At 46.6% G+C, this 22,566-nt stretch carries 22 protein-coding genes and 1 riboswitch; of the genes, 21 read left to right on the plus strand and 1 reads right to left on the minus strand.

Annotated features, from left to right (window positions below):
• Window positions 1-4 precede the first annotated feature (4 nt).
• The 6 genes from ACXHJ1_RS17215 (at window position 5) to ACXHJ1_RS17240 (ending at window position 5,011) form a co-directional block, all read left to right on the plus strand.
• Window positions 5-1,201, plus strand: a complete 1,197-nt coding sequence (locus tag ACXHJ1_RS17215) for an endonuclease Q family protein (RefSeq protein ID WP_031461684.1) — start codon at window positions 5-7, stop codon at window positions 1,199-1,201.
• Between the two features lie 201 nt (window positions 1,202-1,402).
• Window positions 1,403-2,056, plus strand: coding sequence for a stage II sporulation protein M (spoIIM, locus tag ACXHJ1_RS17220; protein ID WP_016822263.1), 654 nt, complete (start codon window positions 1,403-1,405; stop codon window positions 2,054-2,056).
• Window positions 2,057-2,157: 101 nt separating this feature from the next.
• On the plus strand, window positions 2,158-2,655 hold the full coding sequence (gene fur, locus ACXHJ1_RS17225) for a ferric iron uptake transcriptional regulator (protein WP_016822262.1): 498 nt from the start codon (window positions 2,158-2,160) through the stop codon (window positions 2,653-2,655).
• A gap of 167 nt (window positions 2,656-2,822) precedes the next feature.
• Window positions 2,823-3,065 (plus strand): YqzK family protein, encoded by a 243-nt coding sequence (locus tag ACXHJ1_RS17230; RefSeq protein WP_017427515.1) that lies wholly within the window; start codon window positions 2,823-2,825, stop codon window positions 3,063-3,065.
• A 104-nt stretch (window positions 3,066-3,169) separates the two neighbouring features.
• Window positions 3,170-4,108: a site-specific tyrosine recombinase XerD gene (xerD, locus tag ACXHJ1_RS17235; protein ID WP_107733405.1), complete on the plus strand. Its 939-nt coding sequence runs from the start codon at window positions 3,170-3,172 to the stop codon at window positions 4,106-4,108.
• A gap of 78 nt (window positions 4,109-4,186) precedes the next feature.
• A complete protein-coding gene (locus ACXHJ1_RS17240; RefSeq protein WP_457904954.1) occupies window positions 4,187-5,011 on the plus strand; it encodes a purine-nucleoside phosphorylase in 825 nt (274 codons plus the stop codon).
• Window positions 5,012-5,134: 123 nt separating this feature from the next.
• On the opposite strand, the gene ACXHJ1_RS17245 is transcribed toward ACXHJ1_RS17240, so the two are convergent.
• Window positions 5,135-6,346 carry an O-antigen ligase family protein gene (locus ACXHJ1_RS17245; protein WP_025365148.1) on the minus strand — a complete coding sequence of 404 codons (1,212 nt, stop codon included), beginning with the start codon at window positions 6,344-6,346 and terminating at the stop codon, window positions 5,135-5,137.
• A 201-nt stretch (window positions 6,347-6,547) separates the two neighbouring features.
• Between ACXHJ1_RS17245 and ACXHJ1_RS17250 the strand changes: the two genes are divergently transcribed.
• From ACXHJ1_RS17250 to ribB, 15 genes are all read left to right on the plus strand, one after another.
• On the plus strand, window positions 6,548-8,188 hold the full coding sequence (locus tag ACXHJ1_RS17250; protein ID WP_457904955.1) for a glycosyl hydrolase family 28-related protein: 1,641 nt from the start codon (window positions 6,548-6,550) through the stop codon (window positions 8,186-8,188).
• A gap of 223 nt (window positions 8,189-8,411) precedes the next feature.
• Entirely contained in the window at window positions 8,412-9,605 is a 1,194-nt protein-coding gene (locus tag ACXHJ1_RS17255) for a D-alanyl-D-alanine carboxypeptidase family protein (RefSeq protein WP_457904956.1), read from the plus strand.
• A 96-nt stretch (window positions 9,606-9,701) separates the two neighbouring features.
• Entirely contained in the window at window positions 9,702-10,055 is a 354-nt protein-coding gene (spoIIAA, locus tag ACXHJ1_RS17260) for an anti-sigma F factor antagonist (RefSeq protein ID WP_016822255.1), read from the plus strand.
• Window positions 10,052-10,507 (plus strand): anti-sigma F factor, encoded by a 456-nt coding sequence (gene spoIIAB, locus ACXHJ1_RS17265; RefSeq protein ID WP_013310781.1) that lies wholly within the window; start codon window positions 10,052-10,054, stop codon window positions 10,505-10,507. The genes spoIIAA and spoIIAB overlap by 4 nt, the downstream gene beginning before the upstream one ends.
• Before the next feature lie 11 nt (window positions 10,508-10,518).
• Window positions 10,519-11,274, plus strand: coding sequence for an RNA polymerase sporulation sigma factor SigF (sigF, locus tag ACXHJ1_RS17270; RefSeq protein WP_107733408.1), 756 nt, complete (start codon window positions 10,519-10,521; stop codon window positions 11,272-11,274).
• A gap of 178 nt (window positions 11,275-11,452) precedes the next feature.
• A complete protein-coding gene (locus ACXHJ1_RS17275) occupies window positions 11,453-12,094 on the plus strand; it encodes a stage V sporulation protein AA (protein ID WP_016822253.1) in 642 nt (213 codons plus the stop codon).
• Window positions 12,091-12,513, plus strand: coding sequence for a stage V sporulation protein AB (locus ACXHJ1_RS17280; protein WP_107733409.1), 423 nt, complete (start codon window positions 12,091-12,093; stop codon window positions 12,511-12,513). The genes ACXHJ1_RS17275 and ACXHJ1_RS17280 overlap by 4 nt, the downstream gene beginning before the upstream one ends.
• Window positions 12,514-12,539: 26 nt before the next feature.
• Window positions 12,540-14,234: a spore germination protein gene (locus tag ACXHJ1_RS17285; protein WP_107733410.1), complete on the plus strand. Its 1,695-nt coding sequence runs from the start codon at window positions 12,540-12,542 to the stop codon at window positions 14,232-14,234.
• A gap of 110 nt (window positions 14,235-14,344) precedes the next feature.
• The gene (gene lysA, locus ACXHJ1_RS17290; RefSeq protein WP_016822250.1) at window positions 14,345-15,712 is read left to right on the plus strand and encodes a diaminopimelate decarboxylase; all 1,368 of its coding nucleotides are present in this window, start codon (window positions 14,345-14,347) and stop codon (window positions 15,710-15,712) included.
• 162 nt (window positions 15,713-15,874) lie between these two features.
• Window positions 15,875-16,309, plus strand: a complete 435-nt coding sequence (locus ACXHJ1_RS17295) for a peptidylprolyl isomerase (RefSeq protein ID WP_013310775.1) — start codon at window positions 15,875-15,877, stop codon at window positions 16,307-16,309.
• Window positions 16,310-16,564: 255 nt separating this feature from the next.
• Window positions 16,565-17,578 (plus strand): 2-oxoacid:acceptor oxidoreductase family protein, encoded by a 1,014-nt coding sequence (locus tag ACXHJ1_RS17300; protein WP_457904957.1) that lies wholly within the window; start codon window positions 16,565-16,567, stop codon window positions 17,576-17,578.
• Window positions 17,578-19,866 carry a thiamine pyrophosphate-dependent enzyme gene (locus ACXHJ1_RS17305; protein WP_457904958.1) on the plus strand — a complete coding sequence of 763 codons (2,289 nt, stop codon included), beginning with the start codon at window positions 17,578-17,580 and terminating at the stop codon, window positions 19,864-19,866. The genes ACXHJ1_RS17300 and ACXHJ1_RS17305 overlap by 1 nt, the downstream gene beginning before the upstream one ends.
• 219 nt (window positions 19,867-20,085) lie before the next feature.
• On the plus strand, window positions 20,086-20,553 hold the full coding sequence (locus ACXHJ1_RS17310; RefSeq protein ID WP_016822245.1) for an IDEAL domain-containing protein: 468 nt from the start codon (window positions 20,086-20,088) through the stop codon (window positions 20,551-20,553).
• 68 nt (window positions 20,554-20,621) lie between these two features.
• Window positions 20,622-20,794, plus strand: a riboswitch (FMN riboswitch).
• A 330-nt stretch (window positions 20,795-21,124) separates the two neighbouring features.
• The gene (gene ribE, locus ACXHJ1_RS17315; RefSeq protein ID WP_457904959.1) at window positions 21,125-21,790 is read left to right on the plus strand and encodes a riboflavin synthase; all 666 of its coding nucleotides are present in this window, start codon (window positions 21,125-21,127) and stop codon (window positions 21,788-21,790) included.
• A 74-nt stretch (window positions 21,791-21,864) separates the two neighbouring features.
• Entirely contained in the window at window positions 21,865-22,548 is a 684-nt protein-coding gene (gene ribB, locus ACXHJ1_RS17320; protein WP_185094028.1) for a 3,4-dihydroxy-2-butanone-4-phosphate synthase, read from the plus strand.
• The last annotated feature ends 18 nt before the right edge of the window (window positions 22,549-22,566 follow it).

Genomic DNA, 22,566 nt, shown 5'->3' on the forward strand with positions numbered 1-22,566 from the left:
GCGGATGGACACCAATATAATAGAACTTAACAACTACTTTGCAGACCTGCATATTCATATTGGCAGAACGGAGAAAGGAGCTCCAGTCAAAATTAGTGGTAGCCGTGACCTAACGTTTGCCAATATAGCCAAGGAAGCCTCCGGTCGCAAAGGGATTGGGCTCATTGGGATTATTGACTGCCACGCGCCTAATGTACAGGAGGATATTCGTCGATATTTGCATACAGGTGAAATGGAAGAAATCAGCGGTGGTGGTATCGCATACAGGGATACAGTGATTCTACTTGGCACGGAGCTGGAAATACGGGCTGAAGGTCGTCCCGAAGCACACGTACTGGCCTATTTTCCTGATCTGGCGGCGATGGAGGATTTTACCCAATGGCTGACGAAGCATATGAAAAATGTCAATCTCAGCTCACAACGGATCTACGCACCGCCACGTGAGTTGCAGCAGCAAATTTACGGACGTGGAGGCATTATGGTGCCTGCGCACGTGTTCACTCCGCATAAGGGCATTTATGGCAGTTCTGCAGCCCGTATGGAGGAACTGCTGGATATGGAGTTCATTAGTGGGGTGGAACTGGGGCTGAGCGCAGATTCATCTATGGCAGGCTTGATTTCGGAACTGGATCGCTTCAGCTTCCTCACGAATTCAGATGCCCATTCACTTGGGAAAATTGGACGAGAATACAACAAATTATCACTGGCGAAGCCAAGTTTTGATGAATTCAGGATGGCTTTGGAGCGACGTGAAGGACGACGGGTGTGTGCCAACTACGGTTTGAATCCCAAACTTGGAAAATACCATCGCTCTTACTGTCAGAGCTGCGGTACGATTATTGATGAGCAACAGATGGCGGACGAACGCTGCCCTAACTGTGGCCATACCAAGCTGGTGCGGGGTGTGCTTGATCGAATCTGGAGCATCGCCGACCGTGAACAGCCCGTAATTCCCTCCCACCGTCCTCCGTACATTTACCAGATCCCGCTGGAATTTATTCCAGGCTTGGGTAAAGCCAAGCTGAACCAGCTGTTAGCAGCCTTCGGAACAGAAATGAATATTTTACATGAGGTTACGCAGGAGGAACTGTCAGGGGTCGTCGGTAAAGTGTTGGCAGAGCAGATTGTGCTTTCACGCGAAGGACGCCTGGCGCTTGTATCCGGTGGTGGTGGAACATACGGAAAAATAGCAAAATCCTAGTAAAGTTTCCTAGTCAAGTCTTGTCTCCGTAAAAGGCATATCAGCGTCTGCTTGTTCATAACCATAAAATATCTCTGCCGTTGGCTTGGCGCATCATTCGTGATGTTAGATTTGCAGCGGAAGCTGCCCCATTCTAGCCATCAGCCGTCGGATTACGGTTGTTTTTTTGGACAAACAAGCAGATGAAAGGGGCAGGACTCGATGCAATGGTTTCGTCATACGTTAAAGGACCAGACGTCATATTACGTTTTCTTGGCTGTGCTGTTTCTTGTAGGAGTTGTCTTTGGCGCACTCATGGTAAATGCACTCTCCCTAGAACAGTTACAGGATTTGTCCCGTTACCTGAAGGATTTTTTTGTGACGGTCAACCAAAACAAGCAGGGCTTTGCTGATTCGCAGGCGGCCTCAACCTTTTGGGACAGCGTATCTCTACATCTTAAATGGGTGGGCCTCATTTGGGTATGCGGGCTTTCGGTCATTGGACTCCCAGGTATTCTTGTGCTGAATTTTCTCAAGGGTGTGCTGATCGGATTTTCTGTAGGTTATATGGTAGGGCAATATTCGTGGAAAGGACTATTATTTTCATTGGTTTCCGTTGCCCCACATAACCTGCTCGTGATTCCGATACTGCTCGTCTGTAGTGTGGCTGCGATGACTTTTTCCATCCATATGATCAAAACCAAAATACTTGCTACTCGGCCATCAGACGGGATGTTGCGTCCGTTGCTTTCTTACGCAGGATTGACTGCTGTGATGATGGTGCTGCTTATCGGCAGCGCGTCCTTTGAAACTTGGGTCACCCCGGTTATGATGCAATGGGTCACTCCTATGCTGACGGCTTCCGTGACATCTTGATCTCATTTCAAAATGTTTGACTTTATTTGTATAGACCCCCTATAATAATAGGAGTGAAAAAAAGTGCAGTAGGCAGTAGCTTTGCAGGGGGAGGGAGACACATGGAAGCACGGATCGAAAAAATTAAGCAGCAGCTGCAATCCCAGGGCTACAAACTAACGCCTCAGCGGGAAGCCACCGTCAGAGTTTTACTTGAGAACGAAGATGATCATCTGAGTGCGGAAGATGTATTTATGCTCGTCAAAGAGAAAGCTCCCGAAATCGGTCTGGCAACCGTATACCGTACCCTAGAACTGCTAAGTGAACTGCATGTCGTGGAGAAAATTAATTTTGGTGATGGCGTTGCGCGGTATGATTTGCGCGGCGATACAACCAAACATCACCACCACCATTTGATATGTGTGCAGTGCGGCAGTGTAGATGAAATACTGGAAGATTGGCTTGGACCGTTAGAGGAGCGTTTGGAACGGGAATATAATTTTACTGTAGTGGACCATCGTTTGGACTTCCACGGTATTTGTTATCGTTGTAAGGCGAAGAACGATACGACCGCCCAAAAATCCTTGGGTAAAACCAAGAAAAACAAATCACAGGATTAATAAGCTGACTACCCAAGCTCTCACCGACGAAGATGCGTTCGGGAGAGCTTTTTTGGTTCGGAATTTGCTGTATGGGATCATGTGGTATAAAACAGAATAGCTTGTCATACCCTTCCATAGAGAGCCCTAAATAGGGACTACATTTTGGGAAAAGGCGGCTGATCCACATGGTACTATCATTGCGGAGAGGACTACAATGGCTGCGCTTGCTGATCTTGTTTGGGGTGTTGGCATGTATGTTCTTTTATAGCCTCAGGCTGTTTACAGATTGGATATCACCTGTAGATCATTACCGAATACCGGAAGGACATGCAGTTAAGGTATTTGGCGGACAAACAGTGAATGATGGGTCCGAGCAACGAGTAGCGGTGTTGGAACGTTTACGTTTCTTTTATTGGTATGGTGAGTAGTTTATGTAATCATCTTAATGAGATGATGATATGAAGGTCGCACATGAAGAAGCAGGCGCAACAACGGAATCGCTGTATGCAGGACAAGGAGAGTTTTGGAACTCATGAAAATGTATATTCAACCTTTCGTTCAATATATGGAAGAGGAAAAGGGTTTGTCGCGCAGCACATTGGAAGCGTATCAACGGGACGTACAGCAGTTTACTGAGTTTGCAGAAAGCTGTGGTCTTGAGCAGCCGGATAATGTACAGCGGTCACATCTAGTGCTGTATTTGGGGCGTCTGAAGGAACAGGGAAAAGCCGCGGCGACAATTTCACGTAGCGTCGCCTCTATACGCTCCTTTTTTCATTTTCTCATTCGGGAGGGAATCGCGATCCATGATCCTTCCGTTCTGGTGGAACTGCCCAAAGCCGCTAAAAAGAAGCCCTCGGTGTTATCGCAGGATGAAATAGATCGTTTGCTGGCAGCGCCGGATGTGAGTGCCCCGCAAGGGGGACGAGATAAGGCGATGCTAGAGTTGCTGTACGCGACGGGCATCCGCGTATCAGAACTGATTGCCCTGAACGTCTGTGATGTGCGCATCGATTTGCGCTTTGTGCACTGTGGCGGCGAGGCGGGCAAGGAGCGTGTTGTACCGATCAGTCGTGAGGCATCACAGTGGGCACAAGCCTACTTGGACGAGCAGCGTCCAGCGTTGCTGCGACCCGGGCAGGGTGAAGAGGCTCAAGCAGAGCAGGAAGCCTTGTTCTTGAATGTATCGGGTCAGCGGCTCAGTAGACAGGGCTTTTGGAAAATAATTAAGAAGTACGCTCAGGAAGCAGGCATAAGCAAGGATATCACGCCCCATACGCTGCGACACTCCTTTGCGGTACATATGCTGGAGGGCGGAGCGGACTTACGCTCTGTACAGGAAATGCTGGGTCATGCTGATCTGTCAACGACGCAGGTATATGCGCAGACAGCTAGACGGAACATGAAGGAAGTATATGAATTGCATCACCCGCACGGCGGTAACCGCACTTCTCATGAAAGCAATGATTAAACGTAACGTCGCTTTGCTGTCATAGAAAATGTGATAATGACTATAACTTTACGATTGTACAAGTCAGGAGAGATATGAATGTCAACAGCCAACCAAGCTACAATTCAGGAAGCAGCAGACTATATCCGTGCTAAGAGCGGAATAAGCCCAGAGATTGGTCTTATTCTGGGATCGGGCCTCGGTATTTTGGCCGATTTGATTCAAGATGGAGTTAGTATTCCTTATCAGGATATTCCCCATTTTCCCGTATCAACGGTAGAAGGCCACGAGGGGGAGTTACTGTTAGGCACAATTGGAGGTCGCGCCGTTGTCATGATGAAGGGGCGCTTTCATATGTATGAGGGCTATGGTCCACAGCTGACAGCTTTCCCTGTTCGGGTAATGAAGCAGTTGGGGATTCAAAGCCTGCTGGTGACGAATGCCGCAGGTGGTGTAAATACTTCCTACAAAGCAGGCGATCTGATGGTCATCTCGGATCATCTGAATTTAACCGGACAAAATCCGTTGATTGGCCCGAACGATGCTGCTCTGGGTGTTCGTTTCCCAGATATGTCGGAGGCGTACAGCCGCCGCTTACGTGAAATTGCCAAACAAACGGCTACCCGACAAGGCTTCAGCCTGCAGGAAGGTGTATATGCCGGATTGCTGGGACCCAACTATGAGACGCCTGCTGAAATCGTTATGCTGCGTACACTGGGAGCAGACGCAGTAGGGATGTCGACCGTGTCTGAGGTTATTGTAGCTCGTCATGCGGGGATTGAGGTACTAGGCTTCTCCTGTATCACCAATATGGCTGCAGGCATTCTCGACCAGCCTTTGTCTCATGGTGAAGTGATGGAGACAGCAGAGAAGGTACGTGAACAATTTTTGAAATTGGTACTGGCGATTATTCCACAAATGTAGATGGAGTATAATTTTCCATTCGAAACGGTGGGCATCTCCAAAGAACCCCATATCCGAGCGCCTTTTAATGGCGTGGGATACGGGGTTCTTTTTACATACCATGGTTGAGCTGAGTATGATCGCCTAGTGAAGAGGGCGCGTGCTCCAAGTAGCTGTATTCGCTTTTTCTGCTACAGTTAGTCTATGTCGCTCTTGCACCTTGATCACAATGACCATGAAAATAATCCAGTAAATGGCTAATGAGTTTAGAAAACGGCTATCCGTTATATTGTTCAATACGATGAACAGGAAAAAAACAGCTGCCGTCAGCCATGTATACATATCTGTTTTGCCGATTCTGATTTTAAATAAGGTAGTTACGACGAGTATAACCGTTGCGAGTAGTCCTATAAGACCCACATCGATCCACAGATCTCGAAAGCCGCTATGGCTGCTTGTCAGATCAAAGCGGATGCCGTTCGCATAAATGCTGGGCCGGGCTGCCCAGAAGGAGCCATAACCATGTCCGAACCAGTAGTGGCTCTGAATAGCACCATCAATTCCCTGCCAAATTTCCGTTCTTCCGGTTAAGGTTGTTGTTTTTCCGAATTCCGAGGCAATCGCATCTCCATAGGTAAAGGTAAGTGCCAAACCCAACAGAACAAGTAAGCAGGAACAGCTAACAAAGAACCCCCGCAACGCGATGCTTCGAATTCTTTTAAATAACAATATAAATAAAATAAATACGAAGAGTGAAGATGTCAGCACCAATGAGGTGGTAGACTGGCATTCGATGAGCAATAAGGCATTGAGTAAGATGAAGCCAGTATGTAAGGCTTTGCGTGTGCCCCTGAAAAAATATATGACATGTGAAACAAAACTTAACAGCGAGAGGGTTCCAAGTGTATTTTTATGACCAGAGATTCCCTTCCACAGTCCAGTATGCTCTACGCCGCCATGAATGGCAAAGGAAGGAACGAGTACGACGGCAAGTAGATTGAGTACGCTCAGGATACTTAATGTAACGACTAAGAGGCGTATGCAGCCCTGTGCTGTATAATGGGTGACCAGATAGAATCCAAAGGTAGAGAAGGCAAGAAATTTAACAACCATTAGTACAGAAGAAGTTTGCTCTTGTTCAGCCCATAAACAGGAAGCGGCGATGTACATCATAAGTAAGGTCAGCAACGGATTATCAGCTAGGATTGCGATTAATGACTTGAGTGAAGGCAGAAGCATGGTGTAGCTGAACAACAAGATAAGCAGGGAAATCGTGATCACTCTGGGAGACAAACCCTGACAGGCAAAGGGAATCGAGAAAGCCAGTAAACCGGCTACTGTGAGTATGTGTTTCACGGTTTCACCGCCTAGATACGTTATGTATCTATAATATACAAAATGTATCTTCTTGTACAATCATAATAAAATATTTATTTTCATTTTTCGCGACCTAGAGCAAGCCTTATTGTGCATATACTCAGTCCATGCTAAGAAAATGAAGAATTCTTCGGTATAGTCTGAAAGTATTTTCACGTTTTTAACAATGGGGGTGTTTGGGTGACGGATTTTACAGACCGTTTGAAGTTGAATTTGAGTGGTACGGGCAAAGAGTTAACGCCTCAGCAATTAAATGACAATTTTAAAGCCATTGAAAAAGAATTCATGGAACGCAGTGTAAACGTAAGCTGGTTTGGAGCTGCTGGTGATGGTATTCAGGACGACACGGCAGCTTTGCAAGAATTGATTAACAAGACTCCCGATTACTCCATTCTTCACATCCCCAGTGGTCGATACAAAATAACATCTACCCTTCAGATTCGCAAGCAGGGTGTGCGCATTTTTGGGATTCATAAGGGCAGATACCGACAGGGTAAGGGAGTTACTTCGATTGAATATTATGGTACGGGTCCTTGTTTCCAAATTGGAGACGAAAGTCTGCCATCGTTTAGTGGCTTTCAAAATGTGCAGTTCCATGACTTATCGATCCGGTACGAAGGGACCGACAGAGCCACCTTAAATAATCCGTTTTCGCAGTCAGTGAAGCGCGGGTATTATGGCAAAGGGACTATGGGCATTCAGGACTGGAAGGGCGGCGGCGTTGTCCTGGATAACGTGTTGATTGAGCATTTTGAAACGGCTTTTTGGGGCTATGAAAGTGATGTGAACTTATTTAAATGCACGGAGATAAATTACAATAAAATAGGGATTCACTTGCAGAACAGAAGTTCACAGTTTACAAGCATTGCGCTTTTTACGCTCGGGAACGATACGGCGCTGGACCTGAATAGTTCTAACGGGGCGAGATTTATGGCTAGTCAGCACATTAAGGATGGGAGCTCCAGTGATATTCCCATTTTAATAAATGATTTTATGAATGCAGAATTTTTAGGCTGCTGGTTCGAAGGACTAAGCAGAGAACACAAGATGACAGTACCTTCTTTTATTCAAATTGGTGCTACAAAAGAAACCAAAAATGTTGCCCTGCGCGACTCTATTTTGGCGATAGCAGACAAATACGATGACACCCAATCGGTGTGCAATTATTTTGTGGATGTGGTCATTGGCAAAAAAGTTTTGGTGGACGAGGTGGGCGGATATCCCCGTAATCTCAAACAGCTTATTTGTTTCTCTGGCAGCTCCTCCACACAACAGGTGACACTTCGCTCACATTTGGATTTTAGCTATAGCAATCATCGTTATGACGAGAATCATGGGACAGGGCAAGCTTTGTTGCTCGTAGAAAAATATTCGAATAACGGTATAGAACATTTGAATGAAACCTTTGTCAAAGCCTATCTTGGTTCAAGGCAAAATATCCCTGCAGGTAACTGGCAGAAAGTAAGGTTTAATCAAATCAATCATGATGAGTTGACCGAATTCGATGGTTCGAATAGCCGATGGCGAGCCAAGCGAGCTGGGAAATACAGAATACAAGTCTACATTTCGACCGATCCCCAAATAGATGGTAACCGGACACGGCTGGCACTTCACTTGAATGATGAGCAGCTAACCGGAAGTTCTGCCTATGCTTATCTCGATGACAGGGTGATTGGCGGACTGAACTATGGTGCATTGAGTGGAGCAATGGAACTTAGACTCGAAGCGAATTCTTTTATTGATATACGGGTGTTTAGTCAAAATGCAGTGGATATTTTACCGGGTGGGGGTATTACCTATCTTACCGTTAGCCGGATTTAGACGATTTTTATAGGTCATTTTTACAGACGATAGATGTTATGTCGTATATATATCGGGAAATACGCACCATGCTGGCTCAGCTTGGTGCTATTTGATGTTTTTATTCATATGGAATATTTTTCTTTCATTCTGACGACAATGGTTAGCAGCACGCGAATAGACCGGAGAGATCAGTAAATGGGCTCCGGCTCTTTACGCCAATATGTTGAGGAGGGGACCGATTGTGAAGAAAAAAGTGGTGGCGTTCATCCTGGCTTGTCTGGTAGCCTTGACTGCCGTCCCTGTCGGCGGTTGGGCCGAAGAAAGCAGACCTGAAAGCAAAACCAAAGTAGGTTCAGCAGCTGAGCTGGCTCCCGAGGCCCTTTCGGCGATCTTGATGGATGCAGATACAGGCACAGTCATCTATGAAAAAAACAGTCGTGAAAAGCTTCCTCCAGCAAGCATCACTAAGATCATGACGATGCTGCTAACAATGGAGGCCATTCATGATGGCAAGCTCAAGCTGACCGATAAAGTACGGGCCAGTGAGTATGCGTCTTCAATGGGAGGCTCGCAAATTTTCTTAGAGCCGGGAGAAGAAATGACGGTCGATGAGATGCTGAAGGGAATTGCGATGGCTTCGGGCAACGACGCCTCTGTAGCGATGGCTGAGAAAATTGCAGGTTCTGAACAGGATTTTGTCGAGATGATGAACGCCAAGGTGCAGCAGCTTGGACTCAAAGATACGCATTTTGCCAATTGCAACGGTTTACCCGTAGAAAATCACTATTCCTCTGCGCATGATATTGCGGTTATGAGCCGGGAACTGTTGAAATATCCGCACATTACGAAATATACGGGAGCTTATCAGGACTATTTGCGCAAATCCTCGGTCAAGCCCTTTTGGCTGGTGAATACGAATAAGCTTGTTCGCTTCTATACCGGAGCAGATGGTCTGAAAACGGGCTATACGTCAGAAGCAAAGTTCTGTCTTTCCGCTACGGCGAAGCGTGATGGCTTACGTGTCGTAGCTGTCGTACTTGGTGAGCCGAACACGAAGATACGCAATAATGAGGTTTCTTCCATGTTCGATTACGCATTTTCTCAATATACAATGAAATCCATATATAAGCCAGGTGAAAAGCTGGGCAGTGTAAAAGTTGAAAAAGGTGTATTGCCAGAGCTGGAAATTCAGGCTGACCGTTCTTACAGTGTGCTGGTGAAAAAAGGCGGCAACAAACAAACGCTGCGTCACGAGCTACAGTTGACCCCAAGCCTTAAAGCTCCTGTCCGGGTGGGTGACCCCGTTGGTAAGCTGGTCGTCTATCAGAATGGACAACGTCTTAAGGAGTTTAATATCACTTCGCCTGTGGCTATCGAGAAGGCCGGCTGGTGGAAATTGTTTAAACGTACCATGTCGAACCTATTTTCTTTGTAGATTTAACGGGGTTTTCTTCTAGTTTTGTCGGAGGGCAGGAATCGTCTGCGACTACGTAGAAATCCTTGTCCAAGACCGGGAGGAGAGTGAGTAAGCATGAACCTGCAAATTGAAATGGAGCATCACCGGGGAGTACTTATTGTAAGGCTGTCTGGTGAACTTGATCACCATACGTCGGATATGGTCCGTATGCAAATGGATGAGGCGATTCAGCGCCGGCAATGCGAGCATATCGTGCTCAGTCTGAAGAATCTTCAGTTTATGGATAGTTCCGGCCTTGGCGTTATCTTGGGACGATACAAACTGATCAAGCAAAAGGGCGGGAAAATGGCAGTCTGTGATGTCAATCCGCCGGTACATCGACTGCTGGATATGTCAGGCTTGTTTAAAATCATGCCCATTTATGACAACGAGGTAAATGCGCTCACGGAACTGGAGGTTGTGTCATGAGAGAAGGCACGGGGAACAATTTCATGAGCTTGCAGTTTGCCGCAAAATCGGAAAATGAAGCATTTGCCCGCGTGGCTGTGGCAGCCTTCATTTCCAGGCTTGATCCCACAATGGATGAGCTTAGCGATTTGAAGACCGTTGTGTCTGAAGCGGTGACAAACAGTATTATTCACGGCTATGACAGTGATCCGTCAGGTGTCGTAACGATTAAAGTCGGAATTGAAGCGGACGTGATCACGTTGGTCGTTGAGGACGCAGGACGGGGAATTGAGGATCTGGAGCTGGCCAAGCAGCCTCTCTATACGTCCAAGCCTGAATTGGAACGTTCCGGCATGGGCTTTACGATTATGGAAAATTTCATGGATGAGTTCGAAGCAGTCAGTGAGCCGGGCGGAGGCACGTCGGTCCGGATGAAGAAAAGGATTGAATCCAAGAAAGCTTTATATAATTAGGAGTTGATCCTATGGAAGCAGGAGGAAAAAAAACTTCGCACAGCTATTTGGAGGATACAGAAGTCAAGCGGCTTATCGCACTGAGTCAATCTGGTGATAATGAGGCTCGTGAGACACTGGTCAATAGTAATATCCGGCTCGTCTGGTCTGTCGTGCAGCGCTTTATGAACCGGGGGTATGAACCTGACGATCTTTTTCAAATTGGTTGCATCGGATTGTTAAAATCGGTGGATAAATTCGATCTCAGCTACGAAGTCAAATTTTCAACATATGCAGTACCAATGATTATTGGTGAGATTCAACGCTTCCTTCGAGACGATGGTACACTCAAGGTTAGCCGTTCCTTGAAGGAAACAGCCAATAAGGTCCGCAAAATGAAGGACGAACTGTCCAAACGGCTCAATCGCCTGCCTACAGTCAAGGAGGTTGCTGATGAGCTGGGAGTGACACCGGAGGATGTTGTTTTTGCGCAGGAGGCCAATAAGCCACCTACCTCCATTCACGAAACAGTGTTTGAAAATGACGGAGACCCGATTACACTTATGGATCAGATTGCCGACGAATCGCAGGAAAGATGGTTCGACAAGCTGGCGCTGAATGAGGCCATTGACGGATTATCTGAACGGGAGCGATTGATTGTGTACCTGCGTTATTACCGGGATCAGACTCAGTCAGAGGTTGCAAGTCGTCTTGGCATTTCTCAGGTGCAGGTATCACGATTGGAAAAAAAGATTTTACAACTGATCCGCGATCAGATTGCCCAATAATGAAGACAGGATTTTAGTGAGTGAAATCCTTATACTAACGCATTCTAAAGAGTATTCCAAAGCCATTTTAATGGCCAGGAGTACTCTTTTTTGCGTGTGACAAAAGACAATACACAGAATAGGTTTGCTTGCTTCGCCCCATACTAATCGGTAATTACGAGGATAAGGAGGGAATCGGATGAATCATAGTCCGGCTCCTATTGTCTACTTGCGGCTCCGCAGCCGTGTGCGTATGATCCAAGGGCAGGATTTACATTTGGGCGATGTAGCCCACCTGCTGACGGAGCCCGAATGGGAAAAGGATCTGCTTGAGCTTGTTCTCAAGCGGCCGCAGAAGCAGGACGGTAACCTGATACTGGTGGACATGCTACAAATCATATCAAAAATTAGAGATCATATTCCGGGAGTCGTAGTTGAATCTCTCGGGAAACCGCATGTACTTGTGGAACTCGTGGAAAGACCCCGTAAGCCATCCAAAATACTGTTCGTGTTAGTATGGTTGCTGCTGTTTTTTGGCTCTGCGCTGACGATTATGAACTTTCATGCTGACGTTAGCATGATGGAGGTACAGGTTCGGATTGTGGAGATGATTACGGGACAAAAGGATGAGCATCCGTACTTGTTCCAAATTGCTTACTCGATCGGCATCGGCTTTGGCATGATCGTATTTTTTAATCACTTGTTCAAGAAAAAATGGAATGAGGAGCCGACCCCCCTGGAGGTGGAAATGTATCTGTATCAGGAAAATGTGGATCAGTATGTTGTTGCAGAGGAGTATGAAAAGATGGCTCGTTTGCAGACAAAGGATAAGAAACCATGATATTTGTACAGGGTGCACTTCAGATTATTTTGGGTATCGCTGGGGGGCTGGCGGTAGGTAGCGGTGTGATTGCTTTTTTTATTGTGCTGGATATCATGCCGCGATTAGCACAACTCACCCGGACGTATAAAAAATCACGTGCATACGAAAAGGCGATGATTTTAGGTTCAGTGGTGGGAACCGTGGCCGATTTTTGGAACATTTGCTTGCCATTACCGGGCATGTTTACATGGATACCCGGGCTATTTTGCGGAGTGTTTATTGGCTTGCTCGCCGCGGCTCTGACAGAGGTGCTGAATCTCCTGCCCATACTGGCCAAGCGACTCCATATGACTGTATACATGTTCGGTCTGTTAATGGCAATGGTGCTTGGCAAGGTAACGGGTTCCTTATTTGATTGGTTTGTATACAACCGTTAATAGCGAAGAAGAAGGGGGCAAGAGATATGGATCACAGAACGGATCAGGATCAGCAGGAGCATTATCATGGAGACGGAGCAATAGGAAGGGAAAATAAGACTGATGGGGAAAGTTCGGGCTCCTGGAAGCAAAAGCAGGAGCAGGAAGCCGCTCGTCTTAAGCACAAAAAAGAAAGCGAGCGTTCTGATAATGTAGAGGAATCCATTCGTTATTGGCAGGTTGAGGATGATATTTCGCCAAAGATGAAGGAAAATCGTGAAACTCTTAAAATGGTATTGGGTTTGGGAGAAACCTTTGATGTTGTGTTCAGAGAAATGACAACAGGTGGCCGCCATATTGGGTATCTGTTCCTGAATACCTTTGCCAAGGATCAGATCATGCTTGAGGTGCTAAAGCGGCTTACCTATCTGACGCCGGATGACATGACTTCAGCTGGACTCCAAGCGTATTTTGAAAATTTTATTCCACATATACAGGTGGAGAAGACGGATAAGATGTCCGTCGTCATAAACAAGGTGTTGACGGGAATGAGTGCTCTCTTCATGGAAGGCGAGCGTTTTTCTGTTATTCTGGATACTCGTAATTACCCGGTACGGAGTCCAGAAGAACCTTCCTTGGAGAGAGTCGTGCGCGGTGCACGCGATGGTTTTACGGAAACGATGCTTACGAATGTAGGTTTAGTGCGTCGGCGTTTGCGAGACCCCGGACTTAAATTTGAGGCTATGCAGGTCGGACGCCGAACCCGAACAGATGTATGCTTGGGCTACATTGATGATATTGTGGATAAGGTCATGGTGGATACGGTACGAGACAAAATTAAAAATGTTAATCTGGATGGTATTCCTCTGGCCGATAAGCAATTAGAGGAGACAATTATCAATAAAGGTTGGAATCCATATCCATTAGTACGATATTCAGAGCGACCAGATGTTGTGGCTTCGCATATTATGGAAGGAAGGCTCGTTATTTTCGTTGATACCTCACCCAGCGTAATGATTTTGCCTACCACTTTTTTTGACCTGTGCCAGCATGCAGAAGAGAATCGGCAAACCGCTTTTATGGGTAGCTATTTACGCTGGGTGCGTTTTTTAGGCATATTCGCCTCAATGTTTCTGCTTCCGATGTGGCTGCTAATGGTCATCAATCCCGAGTTAAAACCGGCGTTTCTCGATTTTATTGGTCCTCAGAAGGAAGCTCATCTTCCGCTGATTGCCCAATTTATCATTGTGGAACTAGGGGTCGATCTTATGCGAATGGCAGCTGTGCATACCCCGACACCACTGGCTTCCGCTATGGGATTGATTGCAGCCATTCTGGTTGGTGATATAGCGGTTAAGACAGGACTGTTCGTAAATGAGGTCGTCTTGTACATGGCTGTTGCTGCCATAGGGATGTTCGCAACACCGAGCTATGAGTTGGGACTGGCGAATAGACTGATTCGACTATTCCTGCTGGTTGCTGTTGCTATTTTTCACGTACCAGGCTTTGTCGTCGGCACGACACTGATCATTTTGATGCTGACGCTGCATCGGTCATATAATTCTTCATATTTGTGGCCGTTCATTCCTTTTAATGCTAAAGCGTTAGCTTCCATCTTGTTCCGTATGCCTGTACTTGATGCGCCTAACCGCCCGTCATTTAATAAAACGAGGGACAATACGCGTATGCCCCATACGGATGCCAACACAGATTCGAACTCAGGCAATGGACAGGAGCATTAATATAAATGATCTGCATAAAAATCCATTGTTCTTGATGTTTTTTTTGCTATACTGGTGTAAACATTCGATGGAATATGACTAGCTTGTTCCAGAAAGAGAGGCGCCAGAACATGTATTTGCATGGAAGCAGTAAAATTAACAGCAATGGACATTTGGAGATTGGTGGATGTGATACCACGCTTTTGAAAGAGCGTTTTGGCACGCCGCTATATATTGTAGACGAACAGTTAGTCCGCCGGCGTTGCCGGGAATTTATAGAAGCATTTCGTGAGACCGGTTTAAAGTTTCAAGTGGCTTATGCAAGCAAAGCATTTTGTGTTATGGCCATGTGCGCTTTAGCTGCTGAAGAAGGAATGTCGCTTGACGTTGTTTCCAGCGGAGAGCTGTTCACAGCGCTGCAAGCAGGATTCCCGGCAGAACGAATCCATTTTCATGGCAATAACAAGACGCCGGAAGAAATTGAAATGGCGTTAGAGGCGCACATTGGCTGCTTCGTCGTTGATAGCAAGATGGAATTGCATTTGTTACAGGCTCTCGCCTCTGAAAAAGGACAACAGGTCAATATTTTACTGCGGGTTACGCCGGGGGTTGAAGCGCATACGCATGAATATATGGCCACAGGTCAAGAAGATTCAAAATTTGGCTTTGACATTGCGAATGGTACAGCCCGTCAAGCGGTGGAACAGGCTATCAAGCTGGATCATCTTAATCTGCTGGGAGTACATTCTCATATCGGTTCGCAAATCTTCGAAGTCAATGGCTTCCAAATGGCTGCCGAGCGGGTCGCAGCTTTTTGCAGAGAGATTAAGGAGCAGCTTCAGTTTTCCTTCAAGGTGATTAATCTTGGTGGTGGATTTGGCATCCGTTATACAGAGGAGGACACACCGCTGAAACTATCCACCTATGTACAGGCTATCGGCGAAGCGGTGAAAACTCATTTTTCAGGACTTTACGATGAGCTTCCAGAAATTTGGATAGAGCCGGGACGAAGTATTGTAGGTGATTCAGGTACAACCTTGTATACGGTAGGAAGCATCAAGGATATTCCGCAGGTTCGTAAATATGTTTCCGTAGACGGCGGAATGACAGATAATCCACGTCCTGCACTGTATCAGGCCAAGTATGAAGCGATGCTGGCTAATCGAGCACAAGATGCGAACGAAGAAACAGTGTCTATTGCAGGCAAATGCTGTGAGAGCGGCGATATGCTTATTTGGGATGTAGAACTGCCTCGCCCGAATAGCGGAGACTTGCTCGCTGTAGCCTCAACCGGAGCTTATAATTACTCCATGGCGAGCAATTATAACCGGATACGCCGACCAGCAGTTGTATTTGTCAACAACGGTGAGGCTGAGCTGGTAGTGCGTCGGGAAACCTACGAGGATATTGTTCGCAACGATGTTTTGCCACAGCGCTTGGTTCGTGATCAAGCCAGCTCAGTGGTTCAGCCCAATGCCAAGATTACGGTTTCGTCCTGATTGTGGAATTCTAAAATCAAGCAGGCCATTGCGTCGGTAATCATAGACCGGGGACAATGGCCCCTTTTTTTGGACAAGGCTTTGCTAAGCGCGCCAATTCATAGTAAACTGGAACTTGATGTTATTTAGTTCTCAAAACAGGTTGAAAAGGAGATACAAACAATGAAAAAAGGTAGAATAGATCTTGAAAACGGCGGTATCGTCGAAATTGACTTTTTCCCAGAAGAAGCTCCAAACACCGTTGCTAACTTTGAAAAGCTGGCAAACAGCGGTTACTACAACGGATTGAGCTTCCACCGCGTCATCCCGGGCTTTGTTGCTCAAGGTGGTTGTCCGATCGGTAATGGTACAGGCGGTCCTGGCTACACCATTGACTGTGAAACAGCTACGAATACAACCAAGCATGCCAAAGGCGTTCTGTCCATGGCTCATGCAGGTCGCAACACAGGTGGCAGCCAATTCTTTATTTGCTACGCTCCACAGCCACATTTAGATGGAGTACATACTGTATTTGGTAAAGTAACCAAAGGTATGGAATTCATTGATGCTGTAAAACAAGGCGACAAAATGAAAGAGGTTAAAGTATTTGACGTGTAATTTACCATTACATGTATGATATGAATTCCTTTAAATAGCGTTGCATCTAAGCCGTTCTGTCTTTGGACAGAGCGGCTTTTGTTGTCTTTTGTTTGACGGTTTGCTGATTTTTACAATCACGTAGGTATTACAGTGCGTAAGATCACATTCGAAAAGTAAGTGTTGTGATAGCCTTTTCATAAGAATGCATTTTCCATTTATTTTATATGAGTATTCAAGCTCAGTAAGAGTTGGAAAAGAAGGGGGCTTATCACATTGTCTATTTTAATGCGCACAAATCGACTCGGATTTTTTGAAATCCGGCTGGAATCCATTGGTGGACTCGGCGCTAATCTGGCTGGCAAAATGTTAGCTGAAACCGGGGTGCTTGGTCTGGGGCTGAATGCTTCAAATTTCTCATCCTATGGTTCGGAAAAGAAGGGAAGTCCGGTTAAAAGCTTTGTTCGCTTTTGTGAGCCGGAGGTGGATATTCGGGATCACAGTCCGATTGAGCAACCGCATGTGGTAGGCATTTTCCATGAAACATTATACAAAACGGTAAATGTGATCAGCGGACTGCCAGCGGATGGGATTGTAGTGGTCAATTCCACACGTCCGGCAGAAGAAATACGGGCTGATTTGGGACTGGTATCTGGTACATTAGCAGTGGTCGATGCAATGGGGATCGCACTGGAAGAGCGAACCAAATTGAATACGTCCATGCTGGGTGCCTTGTTCCGTGTCTGTGATTTCTTGGACCCGGAAGCAATGAGATCGGTTATACGCAGTACCTTTGAAAAGAAAAATCCACAGTTGGTAGAACCTAATCTGCGTACGTTTAACCGTGGATTTGAGGAAATGGAACTACACGTATATCCGGTTACGGATGACGCGCAGGATCGGGTTTTTGAACGTCCGCAGCCTATGCTGGGGTACGAAACGCAATTACTGGGGGGCGTTATTGCGACTCAGGGAAACAGTATGACGAGAGATGTTAGTGGTTCACGTCAGGGTTATGTGCCTGAATATGAAGCTGATAAATGTACCCATTGTGCCAAGTGTGATTCGATCTGCCCGGATTACTGTTTTGTATGGGAAGAGCAAGCAGACAAACGCGGAAGAATGATGCCGTTTTTGCAAGGGATTGATTACCAGTATTGCAAAGGATGTCTGAAATGTGTAGATATTTGCCCATCGGGGGCGTTAAGCTCGCGTCGCGAGCAATGGGGCTGGGCGGAGCAGCATCGTATTGCCCACCAATTTCCGGTATATGAAGGAGGGCGTGCGTAATGGCAAAACTGGAGGAGGAACTCAAACAGACGGGCGCCGCACAAGTGACAACGTTCGAATCCGGTAATGAAATGGCAGCTACGGCGGCTGCGCAGATCAATTATCATATGATGGGATATTTCCCGATCACTCCATCGACCGAGGTAGCGCAGTATCTGGATCAAATGAAAACGCGTGGTCAGCATAATATTAAACTGGTTGCAGCCGATGGAGAACACGGATCGGCAGGGATTTGTTATGGAGCTGCGGCAGCTGGAGCGCGGGTTGTGAACGCCACCAGTTCGCAAGGTTTCCTGTACATGCTGGAGCAGTTGCCTGTTCAGTCAGGTACCCGTTTCCCTATGGTTATGAACCTGGTTACAAGAGCTGTCAGTGGTCCCTTGGATATTCGGGGGGATCATTCGGACCTGTATTATGGTTTGAATACAGGCTGGGTCATTTTGGCGGCAAGTACGCCACAGGCTGTGTATGATATGAACATCATAGCCCTGAAAATCGCAGAGCATAGCGATGTACGGTTGCCTGTAATGGTCGCATACGACGGTTTTTATACATCTCATCAAAAACGTAAAGTGCAATATTTTGCCGATGCAGAGACCGTGCGCGATTTTGTAGGCCCCAATCCGAACCTGAATTATCCGAATATTACGGATTTTGATCATCCTGTCACTGTGGGTGCGCATATGAACGGTGATGACCTGACGAATAATCACGTTCAACTGTCCGAAGCGTTGAAGCTTTCAGAAGGAGTATATGAGCAGGTAGCAGCAGAATATGCTGCTTTATCCGGTCGGGAATATCCGATTTTGGACCTGTATCATATGGAGGATGCTGAGGTTGCGGTATTTCTGCTGAATTCGGCGGCTGAATCGGCCAAGGATGTGGCGGATCAACTCCGTGCGCGTGGCATTAAAGCTGGTGTGATTCGTCCGAATATTATCCGGCCGTTCCCAGCCGCACAACTGCGGGAGGCGTTGCGTTATGTCAAGGCGTTGTTGGTGGGTGAACGTGCAGATTCGTACGGATCAGATGGCGGTAATTTGACGCACGAAATTAAGGCGGCGTTGCAGGAGGACCCACTGAATCAAACCCTCGTATTGAGCCGTATCTTTGGCTTGGGAGGAAAGGATTTTTATGCGGAAGATGCAGAGGCGTTCTTCCAGCTTGCGATTGAGGCGGCAGAGGCTGGACGAGCGGAGAAGCCCTTTGATTATTACGGGATTAATCCGGGTTCAGCGGACAAGGTGATGCCGCAAGTCATGCAGCCACCACGTGGCAATGCATACCGTACGGGTCTGATTCAGGTTACGCCGGACGAGGCGACCGGGAAGCTCAAAGTCAAGGTACCACCTCTGCGTTCGTTAACAACCAAACCACGCCGTCTTACTCCGGGTCATGGGGCTTGTCCTGGTTGTGGAGCCTTGTCTGCACTAGAACTGTTTTTTAAAGGGATTGAAGGCGACATTGTTGTACTGTTCCAGACTGGCTGCGTATATGTGGTGACGACAGGGTACCCATACACATCACACAAGCAACCGATGATCCATAATCTTTTTCAAAACGGGGCCGCTACCCTTTCAGGAGCGCTGGAAGCTTACATGGAGATGAAGCGACGTAATGAAATTGAGATGTCGGATGATCCGACCTTTATCATGATCAGTGGTGACGGCGGTATGGATATTGGTATGGGTTCTGCGATTGGTGCGGCTCTGCGTAACCATAAACTGATCATGCTGGAATATGATAACGAGGGATACATGAATACAGGCTCTCAGCAATCGTACTCCACTCCAATGGGGCATATGACGAGTACGTCGGGTGTAGGGAAAATGCAAAAAGGGAAACAAGGGCATCATAAGGATACTGTGCAAATTATGGCCGCCTGTAACATCCCGTATGCCTTTACAGCAGCCGAAAGTCATCCGCAGGATATGCTGCGCAAAGCCGCCAAGGCTCAATGGTACGCCAACAACGTGGGTACGGCATATGGTAAAATTTTGTGCGCCTGCCCACTCAACTGGAAATCCGAAGATAGATTGGGTACTAGCATTGTGGGCGCCGCAGTTGAGTCTTGCTTCTTTCCTTTGTACGAAATAGAGCACGGGAGCACGACGATTACGTACAATCCGGAAGACAAGGGAAAACGGATTCCAGCCGCAGAATGGCTAAAATTAATGGGTAAAACGAAGCATCTTCTCAAAGAGGAAGCAACGCTGGCTACCTTTGAGCAGGAGATTGAGCGTCGCTGGACTATCCTGAAAAAGAAACATGAAATTTCGGAGTTGTAATTCTGTTTTTTGCATAATAATTGTGTAACATTGTTAGCCGCTGTTTCGGCACCGGTTCGATTGAGATTCCTAGCGCTTGCTGCGCCAGGAATCTTTTTTTGCGTTTATGGGTTGAAGCATAAAAAAACAGGTAATGATTTCCGATATAGGAGTGGAGGCCTATAGAAGGTATGTTATAAAGTCTTCTTCTGAATTTTAAGATGCAATGAGGTGCAGGTAATGATTAAGCTGAACACAGTTGAAATAATTGAAATTATAAAGAAGCAAATCCCCAAGGTTATGAACATCACGCCAGTGGAACTCAAGTTTACGGATGATTTTGGACGGGCATCGCTGGCGGCAACAGAACACAAATTCACGCTGACGAACCAGCATTATTCTGCCAAGGTGATGGATTGCGTGTTAGAAACACAAGTGCGCCCTATTTTAATGTGTGAAATTATTTATTTTCTAAAATGCGAGTTTATTGATGGGCATGTGGATGTAAGACTGGATTATGAAGCATGTTCTGAGGGAGAGCGAGGACCTGTTGCTTCAGCTGTCATTACCTTTGATCATGATACGCAGCTTGGAGTCGACGAACTGGCCGATCTGATTGACCTGGCGCTTCATATGAATGATAAAACCTGGTTTGAGGAACTCTCCACTCAATATGTCAAAAGCAAAGCAGGAGCTTCGATTAGATAACTTGCTTTTTTTAGAAGTCGGTGCTAATATACGTAACAAGTTTAATGTTAATTCAATTAAATAAGAGCAAGATCCTTCGGGGCGGGGCGAAATTCCCCACCGGCGGTGATGACATGTTTGTGAATCGCTTCTGAGAACACAGCATGGCTTAGTCCGTGACCCGGATGCTGAACAATCAGCAGAAGGTGGACCTGGTGCAATTCCGGGACCGACAGTATAGTCTGGATGGGAGAAGGATACGAAGCGCATGTGCATGACGTGACATGTGCCAATTTTTAGCATACGTAAAAGTACGTACGGCTTATTTTGTTGTAGGACAGCATCGGACGACAGCTTTTATTAAGCTTTCTTTTCGATAGTGTTCTGAGCGTAATTGGCTGTATTGTCATCATGCTTTCTTTTGGCAGACCTATGATTTCATGTCATTTTAATACATGTATGAACTGCGCTTGTATACTACATATGTGACTCTCATCACCCCCATGACGGATTGAATCCTGACTGGGGGTTATTTGCGCTTACAGCTGATGAATTAGGGATAAACTGAAATGTAGTGGAAAGGAGTGAAAGCATGTTTACCGGATTGGTCGAGGAAGTGGGTCGCATTCAAAGTATTTCCAAAAGTGGTGAAGCGATGGTGCTGGGTATTTCGGGTTCTGTGGTATTGGACGATTTGAAAATAGGCGACAGTGTCTCGGTGAATGGTGTTTGCCTGACGGCAATACAGATTGGTACTAAAGATTTTAAGGTTGATGTGATGCCTGAGACTTTTCGCAGCAGTAATCTAAGGGAACTCAGATCCGGCAGTCGAGTCAATTTGGAGCGGGCGATGGCGGCGAGTGGAAGATTCGGAGGACATATCGTACAGGGACATGTGGACGGGACGGGTACGATTCGCGGAGTGACATCAGAGCAGAATGCGGTAGTGTTCGAAGTTGAGCCTTCTGATCAAGCATTATTTAAATATGTTCTTCTCAAAGGGTCAATTACAATTGATGGTATCAGCCTCACAGTCGCGCAGCGGACGAGAAATAGCTTTGCTGTATCTATTATCCCCCACACCTTAGCCGAAACGGCCTTACGAGCCAAACGTGAGGGAGATACCGTGAATATTGAATGCGATATATTGGGCAAATATGTGGAGCAACTTTTACATTACAGAGGTTCAGCGTCGATGGAGAGAGCCGATCAAGCCCCACTTAGTTTGGACTATTTGGCGAAACACGGCTTTGCCTGATACAGCCTGTTACAGAATAATAGAAAAATTGGTTCAGGAGCATTCGTGACACAAGACATAAGGAGGAGAGGGTTATGGATAGAGGCATCCAAACAAGTGCAACGACAAACATCATGGAGCAGGATGAGTTGCACCACGACGAAGAGATTCGATTGGATTCCATCGAAGAAGCATTGGAGGATTTAAAGAACGGCAAAGTCGTTATTGTAGTGGATGATGAACAGCGGGAAAATGAAGGCGACTTTATCGCTTTGGCTGAAAAAGCATCGCCCGAGGTGATCAATTTCATGATTACAGAAGGTCGCGGATTGGTCTGTGTGCCGATCACACAGCACCGAGCCAAGGCATTGGAATTGCATCCTATGGTAGAGCAAAACACAGATTTTCACGGTACCGCCTTTACGGTATCGGTAGATCATATGAAGACAACAACGGGGATTTCAGCGGCTGAGCGCTCTTTGACTGTTCGTGCCTTAGCCGACGAAGTAATCACGGGAAGCGATTTTCGCAAACCTGGTCACATGTTCCCACTAATTGCTCGCGATGGTGGGGTCTTGCAGCGTGCCGGTCATACTGAAGCGGCTGTCGATCTGGCCCGACTCAGCGGCTTTAAGCCTGCCGGGGTCATTTGCGAAATTATAAAGGAAGATGGTTCGATGGCCCGCTTACCTGATTTGGTCGTGATCGCCAAGCGACATCAATTGAAGCTGATTAGCATTCAGCATTTAATCGACTACCGTCGTCGTTTGTCATTGTAAATAATTCAAAAAAAAGAG

The organism is Paenibacillus sp. ALE2 (genome assembly GCF_054113385.1).